The following is an 18,022-nucleotide window of genomic DNA, read 5'->3' as shown; positions in this document are numbered from 1 at the left end:
AACGGGCCTTCAATGCTGACGTTATGCGTTAGGACGCTTGCCGCGGTTAGCGGACTTCTTACGGCGATCCTTGCGCTTACGGCCACGCTTGCTCATCGCGTACTCCTTCTTTTAAGGGTAAATGAACTTATTCAACTGTAGCGGCAGGGTATGCCGGAGTGCTAATCGGGGTCTGGTTAGGCAGACACGCGGGCACGGGCGCGGCTGCGGTTGCGACGCTTGATTGCGCGGCGCTCCTCCTCAGAGAGGCCGCCCCAGACGCCGGCATCCTGACCGGACTCGAGGGCCCACTTGAGGCATGAGGATGCAACCGGGCAACGGTTGCAGACCAGCTTGGCCTTAGCGATCTGAGTAAGTGCTGGGCCGGAGTTACCGACCGGGAAGAACAGCTCCGGGTCCTCGTCGCGGCAAACGGCTTCGTGGCGCCAATCCATGATTGAAATCTCCTAACAAAATTGTGACAGCAGTGGGCGCACTAAGAACAGCTCACAGCAGTAGCTCACAGCCGTAAACTGTCCCAAGTGTTAGTGGGGTGGAAGTGGACTGGTCTGCGGTCAGTGGGGCCCTGTCTCGAGTTAGGGCCAGCGTCGACGCCGCCTTGGTTCACTTTCTGTTTACTCGGATTTTGCTCCGAGTTACGAACCGGTTTAACGGCTCGTTGTTTTTTCTACCTGAGAATAATGACATGTTTACTCAAAGTGCGCTAGGGGTAAAGGCTAAAAAGTGGCCAAAGTCACTAAAAAATAGAACGCTTGTTGCGCTTACGCCTCCGTCGGCTTGCTGAAAGAAGCCTGCCAATAATCTATCTACCAGCAACAACTCCTTCTGTGTGGTGAGTGTGGTGACCTGGATCGCGTCAAATCCATTCCTGAAGGACTGCCCCCGACATTGCCCACTGGTTCGGTGAACCCTGGGGTGGAGTAAGCGAAGTAGACTTACACAACGTGACTAAGAAGAAGAAAAATACTGGTAGCTCGAAGAAGTCTCGGACGGAGGCGCAGCCGCAGGGGAAGGCTCAAGGGAAAAGCGGGCATACTGCAGGCGCGCCGCGCTCCGTTGTGTTCTCGGCAGGCATCGCGATAGTGCAATCCATCGTGGTCATCATTTTCGGCATCTTCCTTATTGTCCGCGAGGTAACCGGTGCGGAGAATTCCTCGATGGTGTCTGACTCTGGTGCGACGGGGTTTGTGGGACTGGGGACAGCCATCTTCCTCTTTATCGTGTTTGGCTTCGTCATCGTTGGCTCATGGGCCTTTGTGAAGGGCAAACGCTGGGGACGCGGGGCCATCGTGCTCGTGGAATTCATCCTGGCGGCCATCGCCTTCCAAATGTTTAGTGGAGGATCACCGCTTTTGGGTGCCGTCACCTTGGCCAGCGCGGCCATTGTGCTCTACCTGCTCATGGCGGTGCCAGAAACAGCTCACTGGGCAGAGCGCAACTTTTAGAGCGCTTTCTGCCCACCTCCGCCTGCCTGTGCAGAAGCTACGACGCTACAAGGCCCACAGCGGTATCGCCGCGCTGTTCGATAATGGCCTTTCCCGCGAGCGTGAGCGAGATTGGCCCCGTGTAGCCGTCGCGGTCAACGGGGATAGTTCGCTCAGTTCTACCGCTGGACCAGTTCACTACGTCAATGCCCTCCTCGGTGGGGACTAACAGGCGCTCACCCAGGGTAATGCCCGTTCCAAGAGCATTGTCGAGAACGTGATCAACCTCCAGCGCGGTAGGGGTGAAGAGGTAGAGACGCTCGCCATCGAACCAGGACATGTGGTGGGGGAGATCTGCAATCGCCGGCGCAAACGGCGAGGCAGAGTCCGTAATCGCGGTGGAGGGTTCAACCTCCGTGGTGGACACGACTTCGCCGTCGAAGTTGTAGGAGATAATGCGCGGCGTGTCGGCGGGGAGGTACACGGCGGCGGCTTCTTGGCCAAAGGCGACAAGACGTGCGCCAGGGTCAGAAATCTCGATGTCCTTGGTAATTTCTGGCTTTCGGGAATCTTCCGGGGTGGCTTCTTGAATGCGCAACCACGTGGAATCTGGGGAATCGGGGCAGGACTCGGTAACAGCTAAAGACTCAGTACGTGTCAGTGCTGATGTAATGGAGCAGTCCTCGTGGGGCTGCATATTTGGCTCCTGTTTGGCATCGACATCACCGTATTCAACGGTGCGCACGAGATCTGAACGCCACAATTCGACGCGACCAGTGGACACGGTTCCCACGCGGTCATTGGATGTAATGGGGACGACCTCATCGGCGCTGCGCGCGCTGCGCGTATCCGCGTACTCGCCGTTGGCGGCGTGCAGGGCCACGACATCACCACAGCCCACGCCTGTCCGATAGGTCGCCACAACCTTGTTCCACGCCGTGCCCAGTGAGCAAAGATCAGCATCGCGGCGCTCGTAAGACCAGACTGTATTGCCAGCGGAATCGGTGGCGGAAAGAGTGTCACCTTCGTGGCTAATCAGGAGTCCCTTCGAGGACACTGCCCGAGACTGGCCTGGCATCAGGGTGTTGGGCACGGAGAAAGACTCGGTGAGGGAGTCTGGGATGGCGTCGAGAAGCTCCGGCTCCGCGTCGGTAGAGACGTTAACGGCCGGGGTGAGCTCCGCTTTGTGAATGGGGGCAGTGATCACTGCACCGCCGATGGCAATGGCGCACACCGCACTGATGATGCCGACGGCCGTCCAATCTGACTTGGTTGAGCGCAGAATCGGGGCCTTCCTTGGGGGCATAGTTGAGGGCGTGTCCTGCGTCTGCCCGGAGTTATCATCCTGTGGCTGCACGAGGTTGTCGTCCTGCGCCTCTAGGCTCATCGGCGTCCTCCTTGACGGGAATTGCGTTTGCGGGAGCGGGTGCGGCGAGAAGCACGCGCGGAATCAGTGGCAGAGCGGCGCGGCGAGGGTGACCTGCGCGGTGCCCCTAACACCTTGGTTGCGGGGCCGACAGTGTCCTCGGCATCTGCCGGAATAGCGAGAGCCTCAGCGAGTTCCGGGGATGTACTGAACCACTGGGGCGGCTCTGGCTGACCCAAATCGAGTTCATCATTGATGATGCGCCATTTGCTCAGTTCATCGTAGCCCACCAGTGTTACAGCGGTTCCGGTATGCCCCGCACGGCCGGTGCGACCAATGCGGTGAACAAACGTCATGGGGTCATCGGGGACCTGATGATTGATGACGTGCGTGACATCATCGACATCGATACCGCGTGCAGCGACGTCCGTGGCGACGAGAATCTCCACGGTCCCCTCGCGGAAGGCGGACAGGGAGCGTTCACGTGCAGTCTGGTCCATATCGCCATGGACCGCGCCCACGCTAAAGCCTCGCTGCGCTAGCTCATCTGCTACCACCGCGGCTGCGCGCTTAGTGCGGGTGAAGATGATTGTTCGTCCGCGTCCCTCGGCCTGCAAGATTCGACTCAGCACGGCGACCTTGTCCATGCGGTGAGCTTGGAAAGTGACCTTGCGAGTGGAGGAGTGGGTCTGCTGGTCATCGCCGGACTCAGCCCGAATGTGGACTGGTTTGTTAAGGAACGTGCGGGCCAAGGTAACGATGGGCCCAGGCATGGTGGCGGAGAACAGCATGGTTTGGTGCGGGTTGCCGTGGAGAAGAGTGAGAATCTTCTCGATGTCCGGCAGGAATCCCAAGTCCAGCATCTCGTCAGCCTCATCGAGAACGAGGACGCTGACCTTGTCGAAGGACAGATGCTTCTTCTGACACAGGTCGAGCAGGCGCCCCGGAGTGCCCACAACGACGTCGGCGCCGGCATTTATCTGCTTAATCTGTTCTTCGTACGGGCGGCCGCCGCACAAGGTGATGACGCTGAGCGGTAGGTTCTCTGCAGCGACGCTGAGATCCCCGCTAACCTGAATAGCCAGCTCACGCGTCGGTGCGATGACGAGCGCGCGGGGAGTCCCATCCAGTTCGGGAATGTCGGCGTCATCGAAAACCCGGTCCAGCAGAGGGACCCCGAAGCCATAGGTCTTGCCCATACCGGTGCGGGCCTGGCCAATGAGGTCTTGACCGCTGAGAGCGATAGGTAGCGTGAGCTCCTGGATTGCGAAGGTGTGCGTGATCCCACGTGTGGCCAAAGCATCGCAGATCTCGGCAGCGACGCCGAGCGCGGCAAAGGTGGGGGATTCACTGGTACTCCCGCGCTGATCGCGGGAAGCGTTCGAGGTTTTCGGGGCATGCACACCTTGATAGTAGAGGACGTGGCTATAGTGGGGCCATTAGAGCGCTGGAGCGCGGGCGCCTGCCTGCGTCCCTCCGGCGAATGACGTGCGAACGATTAAAGGAGTACAGAAGGTATGGACATCAAGTTTGGATTCGCTGATACGGCCCGTGAGCTGGTTATTCATGCTGAAGGAAAGCAGGAAGATCTCGCGCACACCATCAACGGTGCTCTGGCGGAGAACTCGACTTTGGAGCTGGAGGATGCGAAGGGCCGCAAGTTCATCGTTCGCACCGACCGCGTGGTGTACGTAGAAATCGGCACCGCACGAGCTCACACCGTGGGCTTCGCGGGTTAAGTACGCACCAGCCGCAACAGCGGGTAGCCTAAATGGCCATGGACAATCCCGCGCACACTGATCAGCGCCCCCAGCAGCCCGTCCAGCGCGCCTCAGCGCTGACGCGATTTGCCCGTGACTACGGCTGGTGGCGCGTGGTGGCGATCCCGGTCATGGTGGTCATCACGGTGTGGGTCATGGTTGATATCCTCCGAACTCCGTCGGAGGACGCACTGGAGCCGACGGCAGGGGAGGCCGACACAACGACAAGCGTCGTTGAAACGACCTCTGCGCGCCGGGGGCCGGATCCTGCCAATGCCAGCGCTGTTGCGGCGGCAAAGGATGGCCTTCCCGCCGGTGGTAAGTTTACGGAACAGGGAGAAGAAACCTACCGTGACGCCGGCCCGTCCACGATGCACGTTGGCAAAGGCGGCAAGAATACAGTCCGATTCTCGGTTGAGATTGAGAACGGTGTGGACACGTCCGCATATGGTGGCGACAGCGCAGTGGTAGCGCTTGTCGACGCCACCTTGTCCGACCCCCGCGGTTGGACCGCCGCTGGTGAGTATGAGTTCATCCACGTTAAAGCGGACGATAATCCCGATACCCATATCCGCTTAACCTCGTTGGGCACAACGGCAAAGATGTGTGGCGCGCAGCTGCACACTGAGACCTCATGTCACACAACGATTACCGGAGAATCGGCGGTTCACCTCAATGAATCGCGCTGGGTGCGCGGTGCTGGGACCTTCGAGGGCGACCTGGGTAATTACCGGCAGTACCTCATTAACCACGAATTCGGCCATGCCATTGGCTACGCTGCTCACCAGCCGTGCGGCGGTAAGGGCAAGCTAGCTCCGGTTATGATGCAGCAAACGCTCAGCCTGAATAACGCTGAGCTCTTCATGAAGGATTCGAACGAGGTGTACCCGGATGAGGACGTGACCTGCGAGCCAAACCCGTGGCCCTATCCGAATCCGGCTAACCACGACCACAGCAAGCCGGAATAGCCCAACAAGAAGGACTGAAGAACCATGCCGCTGCCGCCCGAACCTGTTCTGGCCACGTTCAACGCTGAGGTCCGCTCCCGCCGAGCGGGCGGTGAGGTGCTGGGGCCTGCCTGGGATAACGGCATCCTCGTGGGCGATGTCGTGTTTGCTGAAGCGCGCGACTGGTCCGGCTGGTCTGCCAAAGTCCGTGACAAGCTTAGTGTTCCCGGTATGCGTATCGCCCGTCCTGTACTCACTACAGATGGCCGCTACACTGCTGCTGGCTGGAAGGCCACGCAATTTGTCCCTGGTCAGCTGCGCGGGCGTATTGATGAGACAGTGCACGTAGCACTGCGTTTAGAAGCCGTCCTGGCTACCGCACCGCTTCCTACCTTCGGCCAGCGCGACGACATCTTCGCCCGGGCAGAGCGTGCTGCGTGGGAGGAGACAGGTGAGGCTTATTCGGACGCCGAGCTTGCCCAGCTTCCGCTAATGACCGCACATGTCGATGTCGTGGGGACGACGATTTTCTCTGGGGCACATCCCCCTGCGGTGACCGATATCGTGCCCTCGGCGGCTCCTCGCCCGCAGGGTTGGTCTGCAGCGTTGGTCATGGTGGATGGACTTATCGCGGACGCCGTCGACGCGGATATCTGTAGCCGCTTTGCTGCAGTGCCGGGCCTGCGCCAGCTGTTGCTGCGTGCCGTGGCGTACCGTCGCTACGTCAATACTCTGCATCCTTCCTCGAAGTCGACGGTGCGTTCGAATATTGAGAAGGTGGAAGAGGCCCTCGTGTCCGCGGTATCTGACAGACTATAAGGCGTGAATTACAGCAGTCAGTCCGCCACCCGCGCCGGCGTCACGCTTCCTCCATCGCCGGATGTCCGCCTCGTTCCCCGCACTCGTCGTGTTTCCCGGCGTACGTGGGATGTTCCGCTACCGAAGGAGGGAACCTGGCGAGTACTAGGCACAGCGGGGTCGGGCGTGTCGAGCTTGCTTATCGACGTTGTCGTGGAACAACTCACCAGCGGCGCCGATGCTTCCGGCATCCTCGTTGTCGCACCATCGAAAGAGTCTGGTTCCTTACTTCGCCGTGAGCTAGCCGAACATCTTGATGACTATGCCGCACAAGCTTCCATGGTGCGCTCCGTGCACTCCTTGGCTTTCGCACTCCTGCGCCGTGGAAGTGATGAGGAGCTACGGCTAATTACCGGTGCCGAACAGGATGCAGTCATCCGCGAGCTTCTTGCCGGCCACGCGGCCGATGGTCGAGGTGCGTGGCCGGCAGACATCCGCCCAGCTTTGGACTACGTAGGCTTTGCCCGTCAATTGCGTGACCTCCTGTTGCGCGCCATCGAACGCGGGTTGGGCCCCAGCGATCTAGAGGAACTCGGTGCTCAGTACGAGCGCCCCATGTGGTCCGCAGCCGGAGACTTTCTCCGCGAATACGAACGCATCCAGGCGCTTGCAGGTTCGCACTCGTACTCCGCGGCGGAGCTTGTCAGTCAGGTACTTTTGCGCCCAGAGCTGCTCCAGGAGCACCCATGGCACACCATTGTGGTGGATGATGCTCAGCTGTTGGACCCCACCTCCGGACAGCTCATTGCGGAACTAGCAAAAACTGCCCGCCTCACCGTCATTGGCGGTGACCCAGATCAGGCCGTGTTTGCTTTTCGCGGCGCCAACTCGGAGTTCTTGACCACGTGGGAGGCGGGCAACGAACTGCGCCTCGAAGCTCCGCAACGCAAGCCCGCCCCGGCCTGTGTCAGCGTCGTGGATTCTCGCCGCACGTTGCGCGACGTTGTGGCCAATACGGTCCGCCGCCGTCATCTAGAAGACAACGTGGGCTGGCGCGATATTGCAGTCATCGTGCGCTCGACGGGAGACATCGGACCGGTTCGCCGCACCCTGTTAGCGGCGGGCGTTCCTGTGCACATCAACCCTACGGACGTTGTGCTGGCAGAACAGCGTTTGGTGAAGGCCGTCATGCTGGCGCTGCGTGCGCTAGAGTCCGAGCTTGACCCAGCAGACCTTGAGGAACTCATCACCGGGCCAGTAGGCGGTGCCGATCCGGTCACGTTGCGTCGTCTTATTCGCGGCTTGCGCCGTTGGAAGCCGGAGCAGCGCGGCATGGATACGCTGCGCGAGCTGCTCGAGGGTGAGCTGCCGGATTTCAATAACCTCCTTACCGAGCGCGAAGAAGCCATCTTGGCGCGTATTCGTGGCGTCCTCTCTGCCGGGCGTGAAGCCCTGCGCACCGGGGCCGCTGTGGAAGAAGTCCTGTGGGAAGTGTGGCAAGCTACCGGCCTTGATACCCGCCTGCAAGCCGCAGCATTACGCGGTGGTGCGGCTGGCTCGCAAGCAGACCGTGACCTTGATGCCATGATGGCGCTCTTTGATGCTGCGGGTGACTACGCCGAACGCCGCCCCTCAGCCTCGTTGGAGTCTTTCATTCTCCACATTACGGAACAAGAGCTGCCCACCGGTGTGCGTGACCGCCGTTCTGCGCTGCCAGATGCGGTGGAGATTCTCACTGCTCATGGCGCGGTGGGACGCGAATGGGACACCGTCGTTGTCGCTGGCGTACAGGAAGGAACCTGGCCCTCGGTGGGAGAGACTGGTTCGCTGTTCGGACAGGAGGACCTCATCGAACTGCTCGATCGTGGCATCGCACCGGGCACTCCGGTCAGCCATGTTTCCGGGCGCTTGGCAGAAGAGCGGCGTCTTTTCCACGTGGCCACGACTCGTCATCTGCATCGACTGCTCATTGTGTCGGTGGATTCCCCCGAAAGTGATGAGGTGGAAGAACCTTCCCGCTTTATCGCGGAGTTCCTGTCAGCTGGCGGCGTGGATGTTCCCGGAGCCCGGGCGCGCCGGGAAGCAGGTCAGCGGCTGTCGCGCCAGGCCCTGCCGCGCGAGTTAGGCCTGGAGCTTCCGGAGCCAAGTCCGGTAACGGTGCGTCGCGGTGGCGACAACGATGAGGAACTGGATCCTCTGGAAATCTCGGTGCTTTCTGTGCCATCCTTTGTTGCACAATTGCGCCGGTGCGCCACCGACCCAGAGTCAGGGGAGGCCGAACGTTCTCAGGCAGTACGCCAACTAGCCCGACTTGCTGAGGCTGGTGTCCCGGGCGCTCACCCGGATCAGTGGTGGGCCGCACGTTCCGTGGCCTCGGAGCAGCAGCTGCGTGGCTCCACCAGCGTGTCGCCGTCTCGGGTGGAGGCACTCATGGCGTGCCCTCTCAACGCCGTGTTGGGAAGCCTTGCTGAAGAAGAGACGACGAATATCAATCTTATTCGCGGCAACCTTGCCCATGCTTTCCTTGAAGCACTGGGGCGTCGAGTTGAACCTGGAGCTGCGAAGCAACTCGTGGTCGACGCCTTCGCATCCCTGCTTGACGGTCCTTTGTGGCATCGGGATGCCGAGCTTGCCGATTTTGAGCGGCTTATTGATCGCACCTATAGCTGGACTCTGAGCAACAAATTGGAGTCCGTTGGCGTCGAGGTCCCCGTGACCGTTGACGTCGCGGCTGAGGTGACCATACGTGGATACATCGACCGGCTCATGAAAGACGGTGAGGAGTACGCCGTGGTCGATCTCAAGACTGGGGGGCAGGTAGCAACGCAAAACAGCGTTCGGGACAACACGCAGCTGATGACTTACCAGCTGGCCCTTGCTCACGGAGAATTGGTCAGGGAGGACACAGCTGATGGGGAATGGGTCAAGGAAATCCGCACTGGCGGCGGTGTCCCCCGTGCTACAAGCCGGTTGATATTCCCTCGCTCCTCGGCTGCCTCCGTGACGGAACGTGAACAAACAGCGAAGCCGCCCGAGGAACTCGAGGAATTCGCAGCACAGTTACCGGCCCTCGTCGCAGAGCTGCGCGGACCCAGGCTCACTGCCCGTGAGAATGACGGCTGCGATCGATGCGCTATCCGCTCCATCTGTCCCATCATGAACGAAGGAGGTCTGGTGACCAATGCCTAATCAATCTCAGAATCCCAGTAACCACTTCAGCCCTGAAGAATTGGCGGCTGCCCTGGGCAAGCCATTCCCTCCTACGGAAGAGCAGGCTGCCGTCATCGAAGGTCCGCTCGGGCCCAAACTCGTCGTTGCTGGTGCTGGCGCAGGCAAAACCGAGACGATGGCGTCCCGCGTTGTCTCCCTTGTTGCCAACGGCCTTGTGCGTCCCGAACAGGTCCTTGGCCTGACTTTTACCCGCAAGGCAGCGCAGCAGCTTGAGCAGCGTATCCGGCGTCAGCTTATGACCTTGCGCTCGTCGGGAATCCTTACTCCCGGCAGCGCTGCTGCTGAGGCCGTCGAAAATATTGTGCCCAAGGTTTCTACCTACGACTCTTACGCAGGTGACCTTGTTCGTGAATATGGGCTTCTCATGCCGGTGGAACCGAGCGCACGCATTATTACGGAAGCTGAGCGCTACGCCATTGCTCATGAGGTAGTGAGTAACTATTCCGGCTCCCTGAGTACCGATAACTCAGTTGCCTCTGTGACTGCCACCTTGTTGAACCTCGCACAGACTATGGACGGTGAACTCACGGATCCAGACACGTTGCGCGAGCATGCGGAGATTTTTCGCAAAACTGCCGAGGACCTTCCAAAAGACAAAAGGACCAAGGGCGAGTTCAGCCAGGATGTTCAGCGCTATCTTGACACGCAGCGCCTCCGTGTGGAGTACTTGCCTCTCGTGGAAGCCCTCAAGAAGGAGCAGGCTGAGCGCGGTGTTATCACCTTCGGCGAACAGATGTCCATCGCAGCTACCTTGGCCAAGAACTTTCCGCTCTTGGGAGAACAGCAAAGCGCGCGCTATCGCGTTGTCATGCTCGACGAGTACCAAGACACGTCTCACGCACAACGCATCTTGCTGCGCTCCCTCTTCGGTGGTCTGCGTGAGGGATTGTCGGTGACCGCCGTTGGTGACCCCATGCAGTCCATCTATGGCTGGCGTGGTGCTACATCCGAAAACCTTGCCGCGTTCGTGACGGACTTCCCACAACAAGACGGATCCGATGCGCCGAAAGACCAGCTCACCACGTCGTGGCGAAACCCCTCCACGGTTCTAGAGCTGGCCAACGATGTTGCTGCGAAGCTCTTTTCTGGAAGCCCAGGGCAACGTCCCGTTGATGAGCTCTCAGCGAAACCAACGGCCCCGGCAGGAACCGTTGAATTGGGCTACTTCGCCACGGAAGCAGAGGAGCGAGCCTTCATTGCGGAACACCTTCGTGAGTTGTATGAGGCCACGCCTGAGGGCGAGGATTTTAGTGCTGCAGTTTTGGTACGCACTAACCGGCAATCCCCATTGATCGCTGCGGCTCTCGACGAGGTAGGTGTGCCTAATGAAATCTTCGGTGTGGGAGGACTGCTGTGGCGTCCTGAAATCCAGGACCTCGTTGCAGTAGCTACGTTGCTGGTTCGTCCGCAGAACACAACGGCAGCGTTGCGTGTGTTGACAGGACCGATGTGTGGATTGGGCATTGCCGATATCCAGGCCCTTCACTCGCGTCAGCGCAACCTAGCTGGCGCCACTGAAGGCCGCTTGCGGTGGGAGGATGGCGACCCCGTGGAGTACCTAGCCGAACAGGTAGATGCCATCACAACTGAAGGACCTGACCAAGTGCTGGGCCTCGCAGATGCCCTCGCCGATCTTGGTGAACGTGACCGCTACAGTCCAGAAGGGCTCGAGCGGATGGAGGATGTCGCGGCCAAATTGCGCTACCTGCGCACGTACTCGCTGGGTAAATCACTGAATGACATTTTCGCTGATATCGAGCTCGTCTTTGGTGTGCGTACTGAGGTTCTCGCTGCCGGCACTCTCGGAGGAACAACGCACCTCGATGCCTTCGCTGACCTAGTCGCCGGTTTCCACGGGGATAGCTTGGCTGCATTGTTGGACTATCTCGAGCTTGCCAAGGAGAAAGAGGATGGACTCGCCTTGGGTGAGGTTCCAGTAGTGCGCAACCGGGTCCAGATCATGACCGTGCACAAGGCCAAGGGCTTGGAGTGGGAGCACGTGTGCGTAGCGCACGCAGACTCATCGAGCTATAAGGCTCAGGCTGAAACATTCCTCACCAAGATTGAAAAGGCTCCCGGCGATGATGACTACATCGAGCTTCCCGATGACGCTACAAGTCGGTCGGATTTCGGCAAAGCCTGTGAGGCATTCAAGGACCTTGACCGAGAATTCCAAGCAGAGGAAGCAGCTCGCCTTTTCTATGTAGCGATGACGCGCACAGAGTCCACGCTCACGGTGACGGGATCAGGTACCACTAAGCAAAAAGGAAAGAATAAGAAGGGGCCGTACTCCTACCTGCAACTGCTCGCCGCCAAGCATCCTGAGCTCATCATCCATTGGGAAGTCCCAGACCTCCCAGTTGAAGCTGAAGAAGGCGCAGAGCTCAAAGCTCACTTCCCGTCGCTGACCCCGCAACCGGAGGCGGTGGATGCGGCAGCAGCGGTGCGCACTGCACTGGAGGAGCTTCCGCCGTTGCGCGCTGGCGAGACCTTTGATTTGTGGGAGCAAGAAGCCAGCGCACTTATTGAAGAGCATAAGGCCCTACAGGCTCCCGTCGTTGATGTGGAGCTGCCGAGCGAACTGACGGCATCTGACATGGTGGCCATGTCAGCCGATCCCATCCAGTTCGCCCGCCGCCAACGTCGTCCCATTCCCTTTAAACCTAATTCCTATGCCAAGCGCGGTACTGCCTTCCATGCGTGGTTGGAGGAACGCTTTGGAGCACCGGCATTGTTGGGCGAGGATGAGCTGCCTGGCTCCCATGACGAACCGGACCATGATTTGGAATCGCTCAAAGAGGCTTTCCTTGCCTCTGATTGGGCACAGCGGACCCCGGCACACGTCGAGGCGCCGTTTGAAATCACCATCGGGGATTCCGTAGTGCGCGGCCGCATGGATGCCGTATTTCAGCAGCCAGACGGATCGTGGCTCATTGTGGACTGGAAGACGGGCAGACGCCCGCAGGGAGCTGCGCTAAAGTCAGCACAGATTCAGCTCGCTGTATATGCCGAAGCGTGGCGCCGAATCCACGGTGTTGATTCTGTCCGAGCAGCATTTTTCTACGTCCATGAGAACTTCCTTTTGGAGCCGGAGGACTTGCCCACAGGCGCTCGTCTCGCAGAGCTTTTAGACTCTGCAGTTTCAACCCCGCCGGGGTTGAGTCTAAGGTAGTCTCACGGTACATTCGCTCCGTCCAAGGGAGGTTGGCACCTCGTGGCCAAACGCATAGGTAAACGCCTTAAGTCGCGTTTCTTACCGCAGATCGAGTTGACGTCGCAGCCTGACCATGCGCTGATTGACGTCATCACTCTCCCGCGTACAGAAAGCACCAACCCGTGGAAGCAGCTCGCACGCCGCGTTTTGTGGGCCATGGGATTGCTCGTTTTCGTCACCATCGTCGTTTACTTCGACGGCGATGGCTACAGCGAGGATCTGTCGTTCCTCGATGCGGCGTATTATTCGGCAGTGTCACTCACCACCGTGGGTTATGGTGACATCGTTCCGGTTACCCCACAAGCACGGTTTCTGAACCTCGTCATCGTTACACCTGCCCGACTGCTCTTCCTTGTGCTGTTGGTCGGCGCTACGTTGTCAGTGCTCACGGATCGTGCGCGCCGCACATTTGAAATCCAGAATTGGAGAAAGCAATTGCGTAACCACACTGTCGTTATCGGCTATGGCACCAAGGGCGCTGGTGCGGTGGCCGCACTCATTGCGGATGATGTCCCGCCTTCGCAAATCGTCGTCGTGGATACGAACCGTGCTGCACTTGCCAATGCAGAACACCATGGTCTTGTCACCATCTACGGTTCGGGATCGAAGCAGGACGTGCTGCGCATCGCCGGTGCACAACATGCGTCGTCAGTCGTCGTGACGCCGTCCACCGACGATACTGCGGTGCTGTGTACGCTATCCGTGCGCGAGCTCAACCCTAAGGCCAAGGTGGTGGCTTCTGTTCGTGAATCCGAGAACCGCCACCTCCTTCTGCAGTCAGGCGCTGACTCAGTGGTGACCTCTGCAGAGACCGCTGGACGCCTCCTCGGCTTGGCCACCGTTACCCCAACCGTGGTGGAGATGATGGAGGATCTTCTGTCCCCGAATGAGGGCTTCTCCGTCGCGGAGCGCGCGGTACGTGAGTTTGAAGTCGGCTCTAACCCACGCCACTTGGCAGACATCGTGCTAGCCGTCCTCCGCAACAATGAGCTGCACCGCGTGGACACCGCGGATGCGTATGCCCTGAAACCGGGTGACCGCCTGCTCTACATCAAGCATGAGATGCAGCAGGCAATTGAAGACTCCGATGAGGACGAGGACGACGACAAGTAATGTTCCTGCCTGTCACCGAAACCGGCCGGATCCCTGTGGATACAGAGGGCCGGCCGGTCCTTGTTGCCGAACCGGCAGGTGACATTCTTGTGGAGGTAGGCGAGGTCCGTGCCTTTGTACTTGAGACTTCTGCCGCTGAGAAACTTGGTGCTTTGCGGGATGCCACGTTCTTTACTGGTCAGCACGCTGTGCTTAAAGCGCTGCATCTTATCCGTAACCGTCGCGAAGCGCGCTTCGATCCGCGCACAGGTCAGGAGTTGGACTACCCAGCACCTGGAGCCGTGGGGCGCATAGGGGAGCGAATGGTCTTTCCGCGAGTAGATCCCGCGGTTATCGGTATCATTCATCATCCTGAGCTGGATCGCATCCTGTTGGCCCGGAACAGGCACCGCCCGGGATTCTTTTCCCTCATCGCGGGCTATGTTGATCCGGGAGAGACGTTGGAGGACGCGATGGCACGGGAGGCCCTCGAAGAAACCGGCCGCCGTATCCATTCAGTGACGTATTGGGGTTCCCAACCGTGGCCGCCCAGTGGGTCCCTTATGGTGGGCTTTTCCGCGGTGGCACAGGATGTCCAACCCGTGTGCGATACTGACGAAGAACTCGCAGAGGTTCGGTGGGTGTCCCGTGCCGATGTGCCGAGTTTGCCCATTGCCCGTTCGGGCTCAATTGCACACACGATGATTATGGAGTGGTTCCACGGTGATGAGACCGGATCTGTCCCTGCTCGATGAAGATCAGCGCGCCGCTGCGACGGCACCGCGCGGCCCGGTCTGCATCCTCGCGGGCGCGGGCACGGGTAAAACCCGCACGATTACCTACCGCATCGCCCACATGGTGGACCAAGGATTCGTCAACCCGCAGCGCGTGCTCGCCGTCACATTCACCACACGTGCGGCGAGTGAGATGCGCGAGCGCCTCCACCAGATGGGCGTCGGGGGAGTGCAGGCCCAAACCTTCCATGCGGCGGCTCGCCGCCAACTGAAGTTCTTCTGGCCGCAGGTGGCTGGAGACCTGCCATGGCAGCTCATCGATAACAAATTCAGCCTCGTTGGCCGCGCAGTCCGGTCATTGGGCCTAGAGAACACCAAGGACACCATTAGGGACTTCCTTGGGGAAATTGAGTGGGCTAAGTCCTCACTCATTAGCCCCGAGGGCTACCCAGGCATCATCGAGAGCACGGACCGCGAAGCGCCTGGGGATCCGAACGCCGTGGCGGAAGTTTTTCGCCGCTATGAGGATATGAAGTCCACCCCTGACCTCATGTACTTGGACTTCGATGACTTGCTCATGCATATCGCCGGGGCCATTGAAAATGTGCCGTCCGTGGCGGAAGTATTCCGTGAGCAATATCGCACCTTCGTCGTGGACGAGTATCAGGACGTCACACCGCTGCAGCAGCGCGTACTTGAAGCCTGGCTAGGGGAGCGCGATGACCTGACTGTGGTGGGTGACGCCAATCAGACCATTTACTCCTTTAACGGAGCCTCCCCGGAATACCTGCTGGACTTTTCCCGCACGTATCCGCAGGCCACGATGATTAAGTTGCAGCGAGATTACCGTTCCACCCCGCAGGTCACAGATCTGGCGAATGCGGTCATTGCTAAAGCTACTGGACGCGCCGCTGGCACTCGTCTGGAGCTGCAGGGCATGCGTGAGCCGGGGCCAGAGCCCACATTTAAGGCCTATGAATCCGAGGAGATCGAGGCCAAAGAGGTCGCTGGTCAGGTGCTCACCCTGCTGAACCAGGGCGTGAAGGCATCAGAGATTGCCATCCTTTACCGCATCAACGCGCAATCGGAGCAATTTGAACAGGCTTTAGCGGATGCAGGAATTGTCTACCAAGTTCGCGGTGGCGAAGGTTTCTTCCGCCGCCCAGAAATTCTGGAGGCCATCCGCGTGCTCATTGCGGCTACGCGCCGCGATGATCTTCCGGAGGACCCAGTGGCTATTGCCCGTGCCGCCTTTGTGGAGCTGGGGTTAACGGCTACTGAGCCGCAGGGTGCGCAGGCTCGTGAGCGTTGGCAGTCCCTCAGCGCGCTCGTGGATCTCATTGCTCAGATTGTGGAAGACCACGAGGACATTGACCTCAATGGTGTGCTGGGAGAGCTACACCGCCGTTCGGACAACAAGCACAACCCCACCATGGAAGGCGTTACCTTGGCCACCATTCACGCGGCCAAGGGCTTGGAGTGGGATGCGGTGTTCCTCGTGGGGCTCACCGAGAAGCTGCTGCCCATCAACCACGCCATCAAGGCAGGTGACGAGCAGGTGGAAGAGGAACGCCGCCTGTTCTACGTGGGCATTACCCGTGCCAGGGAGCATCTAGCCTTGTCGTGGGCATTGGCAAAAACAACTGGCTCGCGGGCCTCGCGTGAACGCACACGTTTTCTCGATGGCCTTGTTCCTGAACTCGAAGAAAGCCAATCCAGCAACCGCCGTTACCGCCCACGCCGCTGTCGGGTGTGCTCTGCTGAACTCACCAGCCCGGCAGAAAAAGTCCTCGGCCGGCACGAATGGTGTGAGTACGAAGGAGATGAGGACGTATTCACAGCATTGCGTTCCTGGCGTGCCTCAGTGGCGAAGGATTCCAAAGTTCCGGCCTACGTCGTCTTTTCCGATGCCACCCTGCAGGCCATCTCAGAGGCGCTGCCCTCCACGGAAGCTGAGCTGCTCGATGTATCTGGCGTGGGCCCTGCCAAACTGGAGCGCTATGGGGCGGAAGTCCTGCAGATCATTGCCTCTACCCACTAGGGCCGCACAGATTTACCCCCTGCAATAAGGGCAGCGTGGATGTTCCAGTACGAGGCGGTGCTGTTCAACTCCGTACAGGTCAACCTCCTTGAGCTCTCCCGCCAGTGGTCGTGTGCGTGGCGCTCCAGGCGGAGCTGGACGTCCCATCAGCCGCCGGATTGTGACCACTGCATGCATGACCACCGCGGTGCGTGTCACGGGGTCTCCCGGCCGTGATGCTTCACTAGCGCGTTGGGCTACCTCGTGCCACTGTTCATCGGCATCGATGCGGTGCAGGTGTGCGCACATCGGACAAGGTCCTGTGCCTTTGACACGCACTGGCCCGATGATGCCCCGAGCGTCCAGCATGGAAACCGGAAGCCATGTCGCCGGACTTTTGTGGAGAGCATGCGCCCATTCCACCGCTCCACTGAGCATGTCGACCGCCACGATGGGCAGATGCCCGGACACTCCTTCGATATACTTCGCGGGCGTTTCTGTGGGCAGTGGTGAGCGAGGTTGGAAATGGTCGGTGAGGAGGGCATCTCGAAGCTCATCGGCCAACACCGACGTTCCCAGCACCGCCACGCGTTGTGGTGTGGGTTCCGGCCACAGGACGTTGTAGCTGATGAGATCATCCACCACACTGCGTGCGGCCGCTGGGGTAAGCCCGGTGTTTTCAATTGATTTTTCAATGGTTTGCCTTGTCAGCGGCGTGCGAAGGCGGTTGAGCAGACTTGCCAACTGTGGGTGCGCTTCCAGCACACCGACCCGTGTGGCATCCATACCGCACTGTAAGATGCCTGGCTCGCGTTCCAGTACTGCCACGTCGGGCGCCAATGCGTAGGCCTGTGCCGCCATGTGTTCCTCCCCGTGTCGCGGCATCCCTCCCAGCCGCGGTTGGCTTCCATTGCACCACAGGTAGAATGCCCTGTCATGTCGAGTAATCCCGAAGTGCGTGTCATCCGTTCCGCCCGGCGCCGGCGTACCGTCCAAGCCCGCACTGTCGACGGCATTCTGGAGGTACGCATTCCCGCGTGGATGTCCGCCGCGGAGGAGGAGAAGGCCGTGGCGGACATCGTGGCGAAGGTGCAGAAAAAGCACACATCGACGCAGCTTTCCGACGCCTCCCTCACCACCCGCGCCCACTCTCTCAACACGCGCTACCTGGAAGGCCGCGCGAAGCTGGGGTCTATTCGTTGGGTGAGCAACCAAAAATCCCGTTGGGGCAGCTGTACTACCTCAACGGGAGATATCCGCATTTCTGACCGTCTGCAGGACGTCCCTGAGTACGTTCTTGACGCCGTGATCATTCACGAGTTAACCCATACCTTCATTTCCGGGCATGGCCCGGAGTTTTGGGAGTGGGCTGACCGGGCACCGAAAGCGGAACGGGCCAAAGGCTATTTGGAGGCCTATCAGCGCTTCCGCTAACC

Annotated in this window: 15 protein-coding genes; 10 read left to right on the top strand and 5 right to left on the bottom strand. The window is 59.8% G+C overall.

Annotation, left to right across the window (positions count from 1 at the left end; genetic code table 11):
- Positions 1 to 21 precede the first annotated feature (21 nt).
- Together HMPREF3149_RS14045 and HMPREF3149_RS01980 are read right to left on the bottom strand one after the other, a co-directional pair.
- Positions 22 to 96: a 50S ribosomal protein bL37 gene (locus HMPREF3149_RS14045; protein WP_100227335.1), complete on the bottom strand. Its 75-nt coding sequence runs from the start codon at positions 94 to 96 to the stop codon at positions 22 to 24.
- 80 nt (positions 97 to 176) lie between these two features.
- A complete protein-coding gene (locus tag HMPREF3149_RS01980) occupies positions 177 to 434 on the bottom strand; it encodes a WhiB family transcriptional regulator (RefSeq protein ID WP_042529827.1) in 258 nt (85 codons plus the stop codon).
- 510 nt (positions 435 to 944) lie between these two features.
- On the opposite strand from HMPREF3149_RS01980, the gene HMPREF3149_RS01975 reads away from it, so the two are divergent.
- Complete coding sequence (locus tag HMPREF3149_RS01975; RefSeq protein WP_042529829.1) at positions 945 to 1,445, top strand: hypothetical protein; 501 nt, start codon at positions 945 to 947, stop codon at positions 1,443 to 1,445.
- Positions 1,446 to 1,482: 37 nt separating this feature from the next.
- Here the strand turns inward: HMPREF3149_RS01975 and HMPREF3149_RS01970 are convergent, their stop codons facing one another.
- Both HMPREF3149_RS01970 and HMPREF3149_RS01965 read right to left on the bottom strand, forming a co-directional pair.
- Entirely contained in the window at positions 1,483 to 2,730 is a 1,248-nt protein-coding gene (locus HMPREF3149_RS01970; RefSeq protein WP_070536335.1) for an Rv3212 family protein, read from the bottom strand.
- Positions 2,731 to 2,807: 77 nt separating this feature from the next.
- Complete coding sequence (locus HMPREF3149_RS01965; RefSeq protein WP_070536196.1) at positions 2,808 to 4,193, bottom strand: DEAD/DEAH box helicase; 1,386 nt, start codon at positions 4,191 to 4,193, stop codon at positions 2,808 to 2,810.
- A gap of 114 nt (positions 4,194 to 4,307) precedes the next feature.
- Between HMPREF3149_RS01965 and HMPREF3149_RS01960 the strand changes: the two genes are divergently transcribed.
- The 8 genes from HMPREF3149_RS01960 to HMPREF3149_RS01925 are packed head-to-tail and all read left to right on the top strand — an operon-like array spanning position 4,308 to position 16,607.
- Positions 4,308 to 4,529 carry a DUF3107 domain-containing protein gene (locus tag HMPREF3149_RS01960; protein WP_042529833.1) on the top strand — a complete coding sequence of 74 codons (222 nt, stop codon included), beginning with the start codon at positions 4,308 to 4,310 and terminating at the stop codon, positions 4,527 to 4,529.
- 38 nt (positions 4,530 to 4,567) lie between these two features.
- The gene (locus HMPREF3149_RS01955) at positions 4,568 to 5,518 is read left to right on the top strand and encodes a DUF3152 domain-containing protein (protein ID WP_371440935.1); all 951 of its coding nucleotides are present in this window, start codon (positions 4,568 to 4,570) and stop codon (positions 5,516 to 5,518) included.
- Between the two features lie 24 nt (positions 5,519 to 5,542).
- A complete protein-coding gene (locus HMPREF3149_RS01950) occupies positions 5,543 to 6,316 on the top strand; it encodes a hypothetical protein (protein ID WP_042529837.1) in 774 nt (257 codons plus the stop codon).
- Positions 6,317 to 6,319: 3 nt separating this feature from the next.
- A complete protein-coding gene (locus HMPREF3149_RS01945; protein WP_083280741.1) occupies positions 6,320 to 9,484 on the top strand; it encodes an ATP-dependent DNA helicase in 3,165 nt (1,054 codons plus the stop codon).
- On the top strand, positions 9,477 to 12,698 hold the full coding sequence (locus HMPREF3149_RS01940) for an ATP-dependent helicase (protein ID WP_070536190.1): 3,222 nt from the start codon (positions 9,477 to 9,479) through the stop codon (positions 12,696 to 12,698). The genes HMPREF3149_RS01945 and HMPREF3149_RS01940 overlap by 8 nt, the downstream gene beginning before the upstream one ends.
- 42 nt (positions 12,699 to 12,740) lie before the next feature.
- Positions 12,741 to 13,853 carry a potassium channel family protein gene (locus HMPREF3149_RS01935; protein ID WP_042529843.1) on the top strand — a complete coding sequence of 371 codons (1,113 nt, stop codon included), beginning with the start codon at positions 12,741 to 12,743 and terminating at the stop codon, positions 13,851 to 13,853.
- Positions 13,853 to 14,587: an NAD(+) diphosphatase gene (locus HMPREF3149_RS01930; protein WP_042529845.1), complete on the top strand. Its 735-nt coding sequence runs from the start codon at positions 13,853 to 13,855 to the stop codon at positions 14,585 to 14,587. The genes HMPREF3149_RS01935 and HMPREF3149_RS01930 overlap by 1 nt, the downstream gene beginning before the upstream one ends.
- Complete coding sequence (locus HMPREF3149_RS01925) at positions 14,556 to 16,607, top strand: ATP-dependent DNA helicase UvrD2 (RefSeq protein WP_070536188.1); 2,052 nt, start codon at positions 14,556 to 14,558, stop codon at positions 16,605 to 16,607. Before HMPREF3149_RS01930 ends, HMPREF3149_RS01925 begins: the two co-directional genes overlap by 32 nt.
- A gap of 12 nt (positions 16,608 to 16,619) precedes the next feature.
- On the opposite strand, the gene HMPREF3149_RS01920 is transcribed toward HMPREF3149_RS01925, so the two are convergent.
- Entirely contained in the window at positions 16,620 to 17,471 is an 852-nt protein-coding gene (locus HMPREF3149_RS01920) for a TOMM precursor leader peptide-binding protein (RefSeq protein WP_246819917.1), read from the bottom strand.
- A gap of 51 nt (positions 17,472 to 17,522) precedes the next feature.
- Here HMPREF3149_RS01920 and HMPREF3149_RS01915 point away from each other — a divergent pair, with 51 nt between their 5' ends.
- Entirely contained in the window at positions 17,523 to 18,020 is a 498-nt protein-coding gene (locus HMPREF3149_RS01915) for a M48 metallopeptidase family protein (RefSeq protein WP_070536185.1), read from the top strand.
- The last annotated feature ends 2 nt before the right edge of the window (positions 18,021 to 18,022 follow it).

Origin of the sequence: Corynebacterium sp. HMSC05E07, from assembly GCF_001807225.1 — a bacterium.
GTDB classification, from domain to species: domain Bacteria; phylum Actinomycetota; class Actinomycetes; order Mycobacteriales; family Mycobacteriaceae; genus Corynebacterium; species Corynebacterium singulare.
The sequence above is the reverse complement of the archived record's forward strand: the minus strand, read 5'-3'. Positions and strand labels throughout refer to the sequence as shown.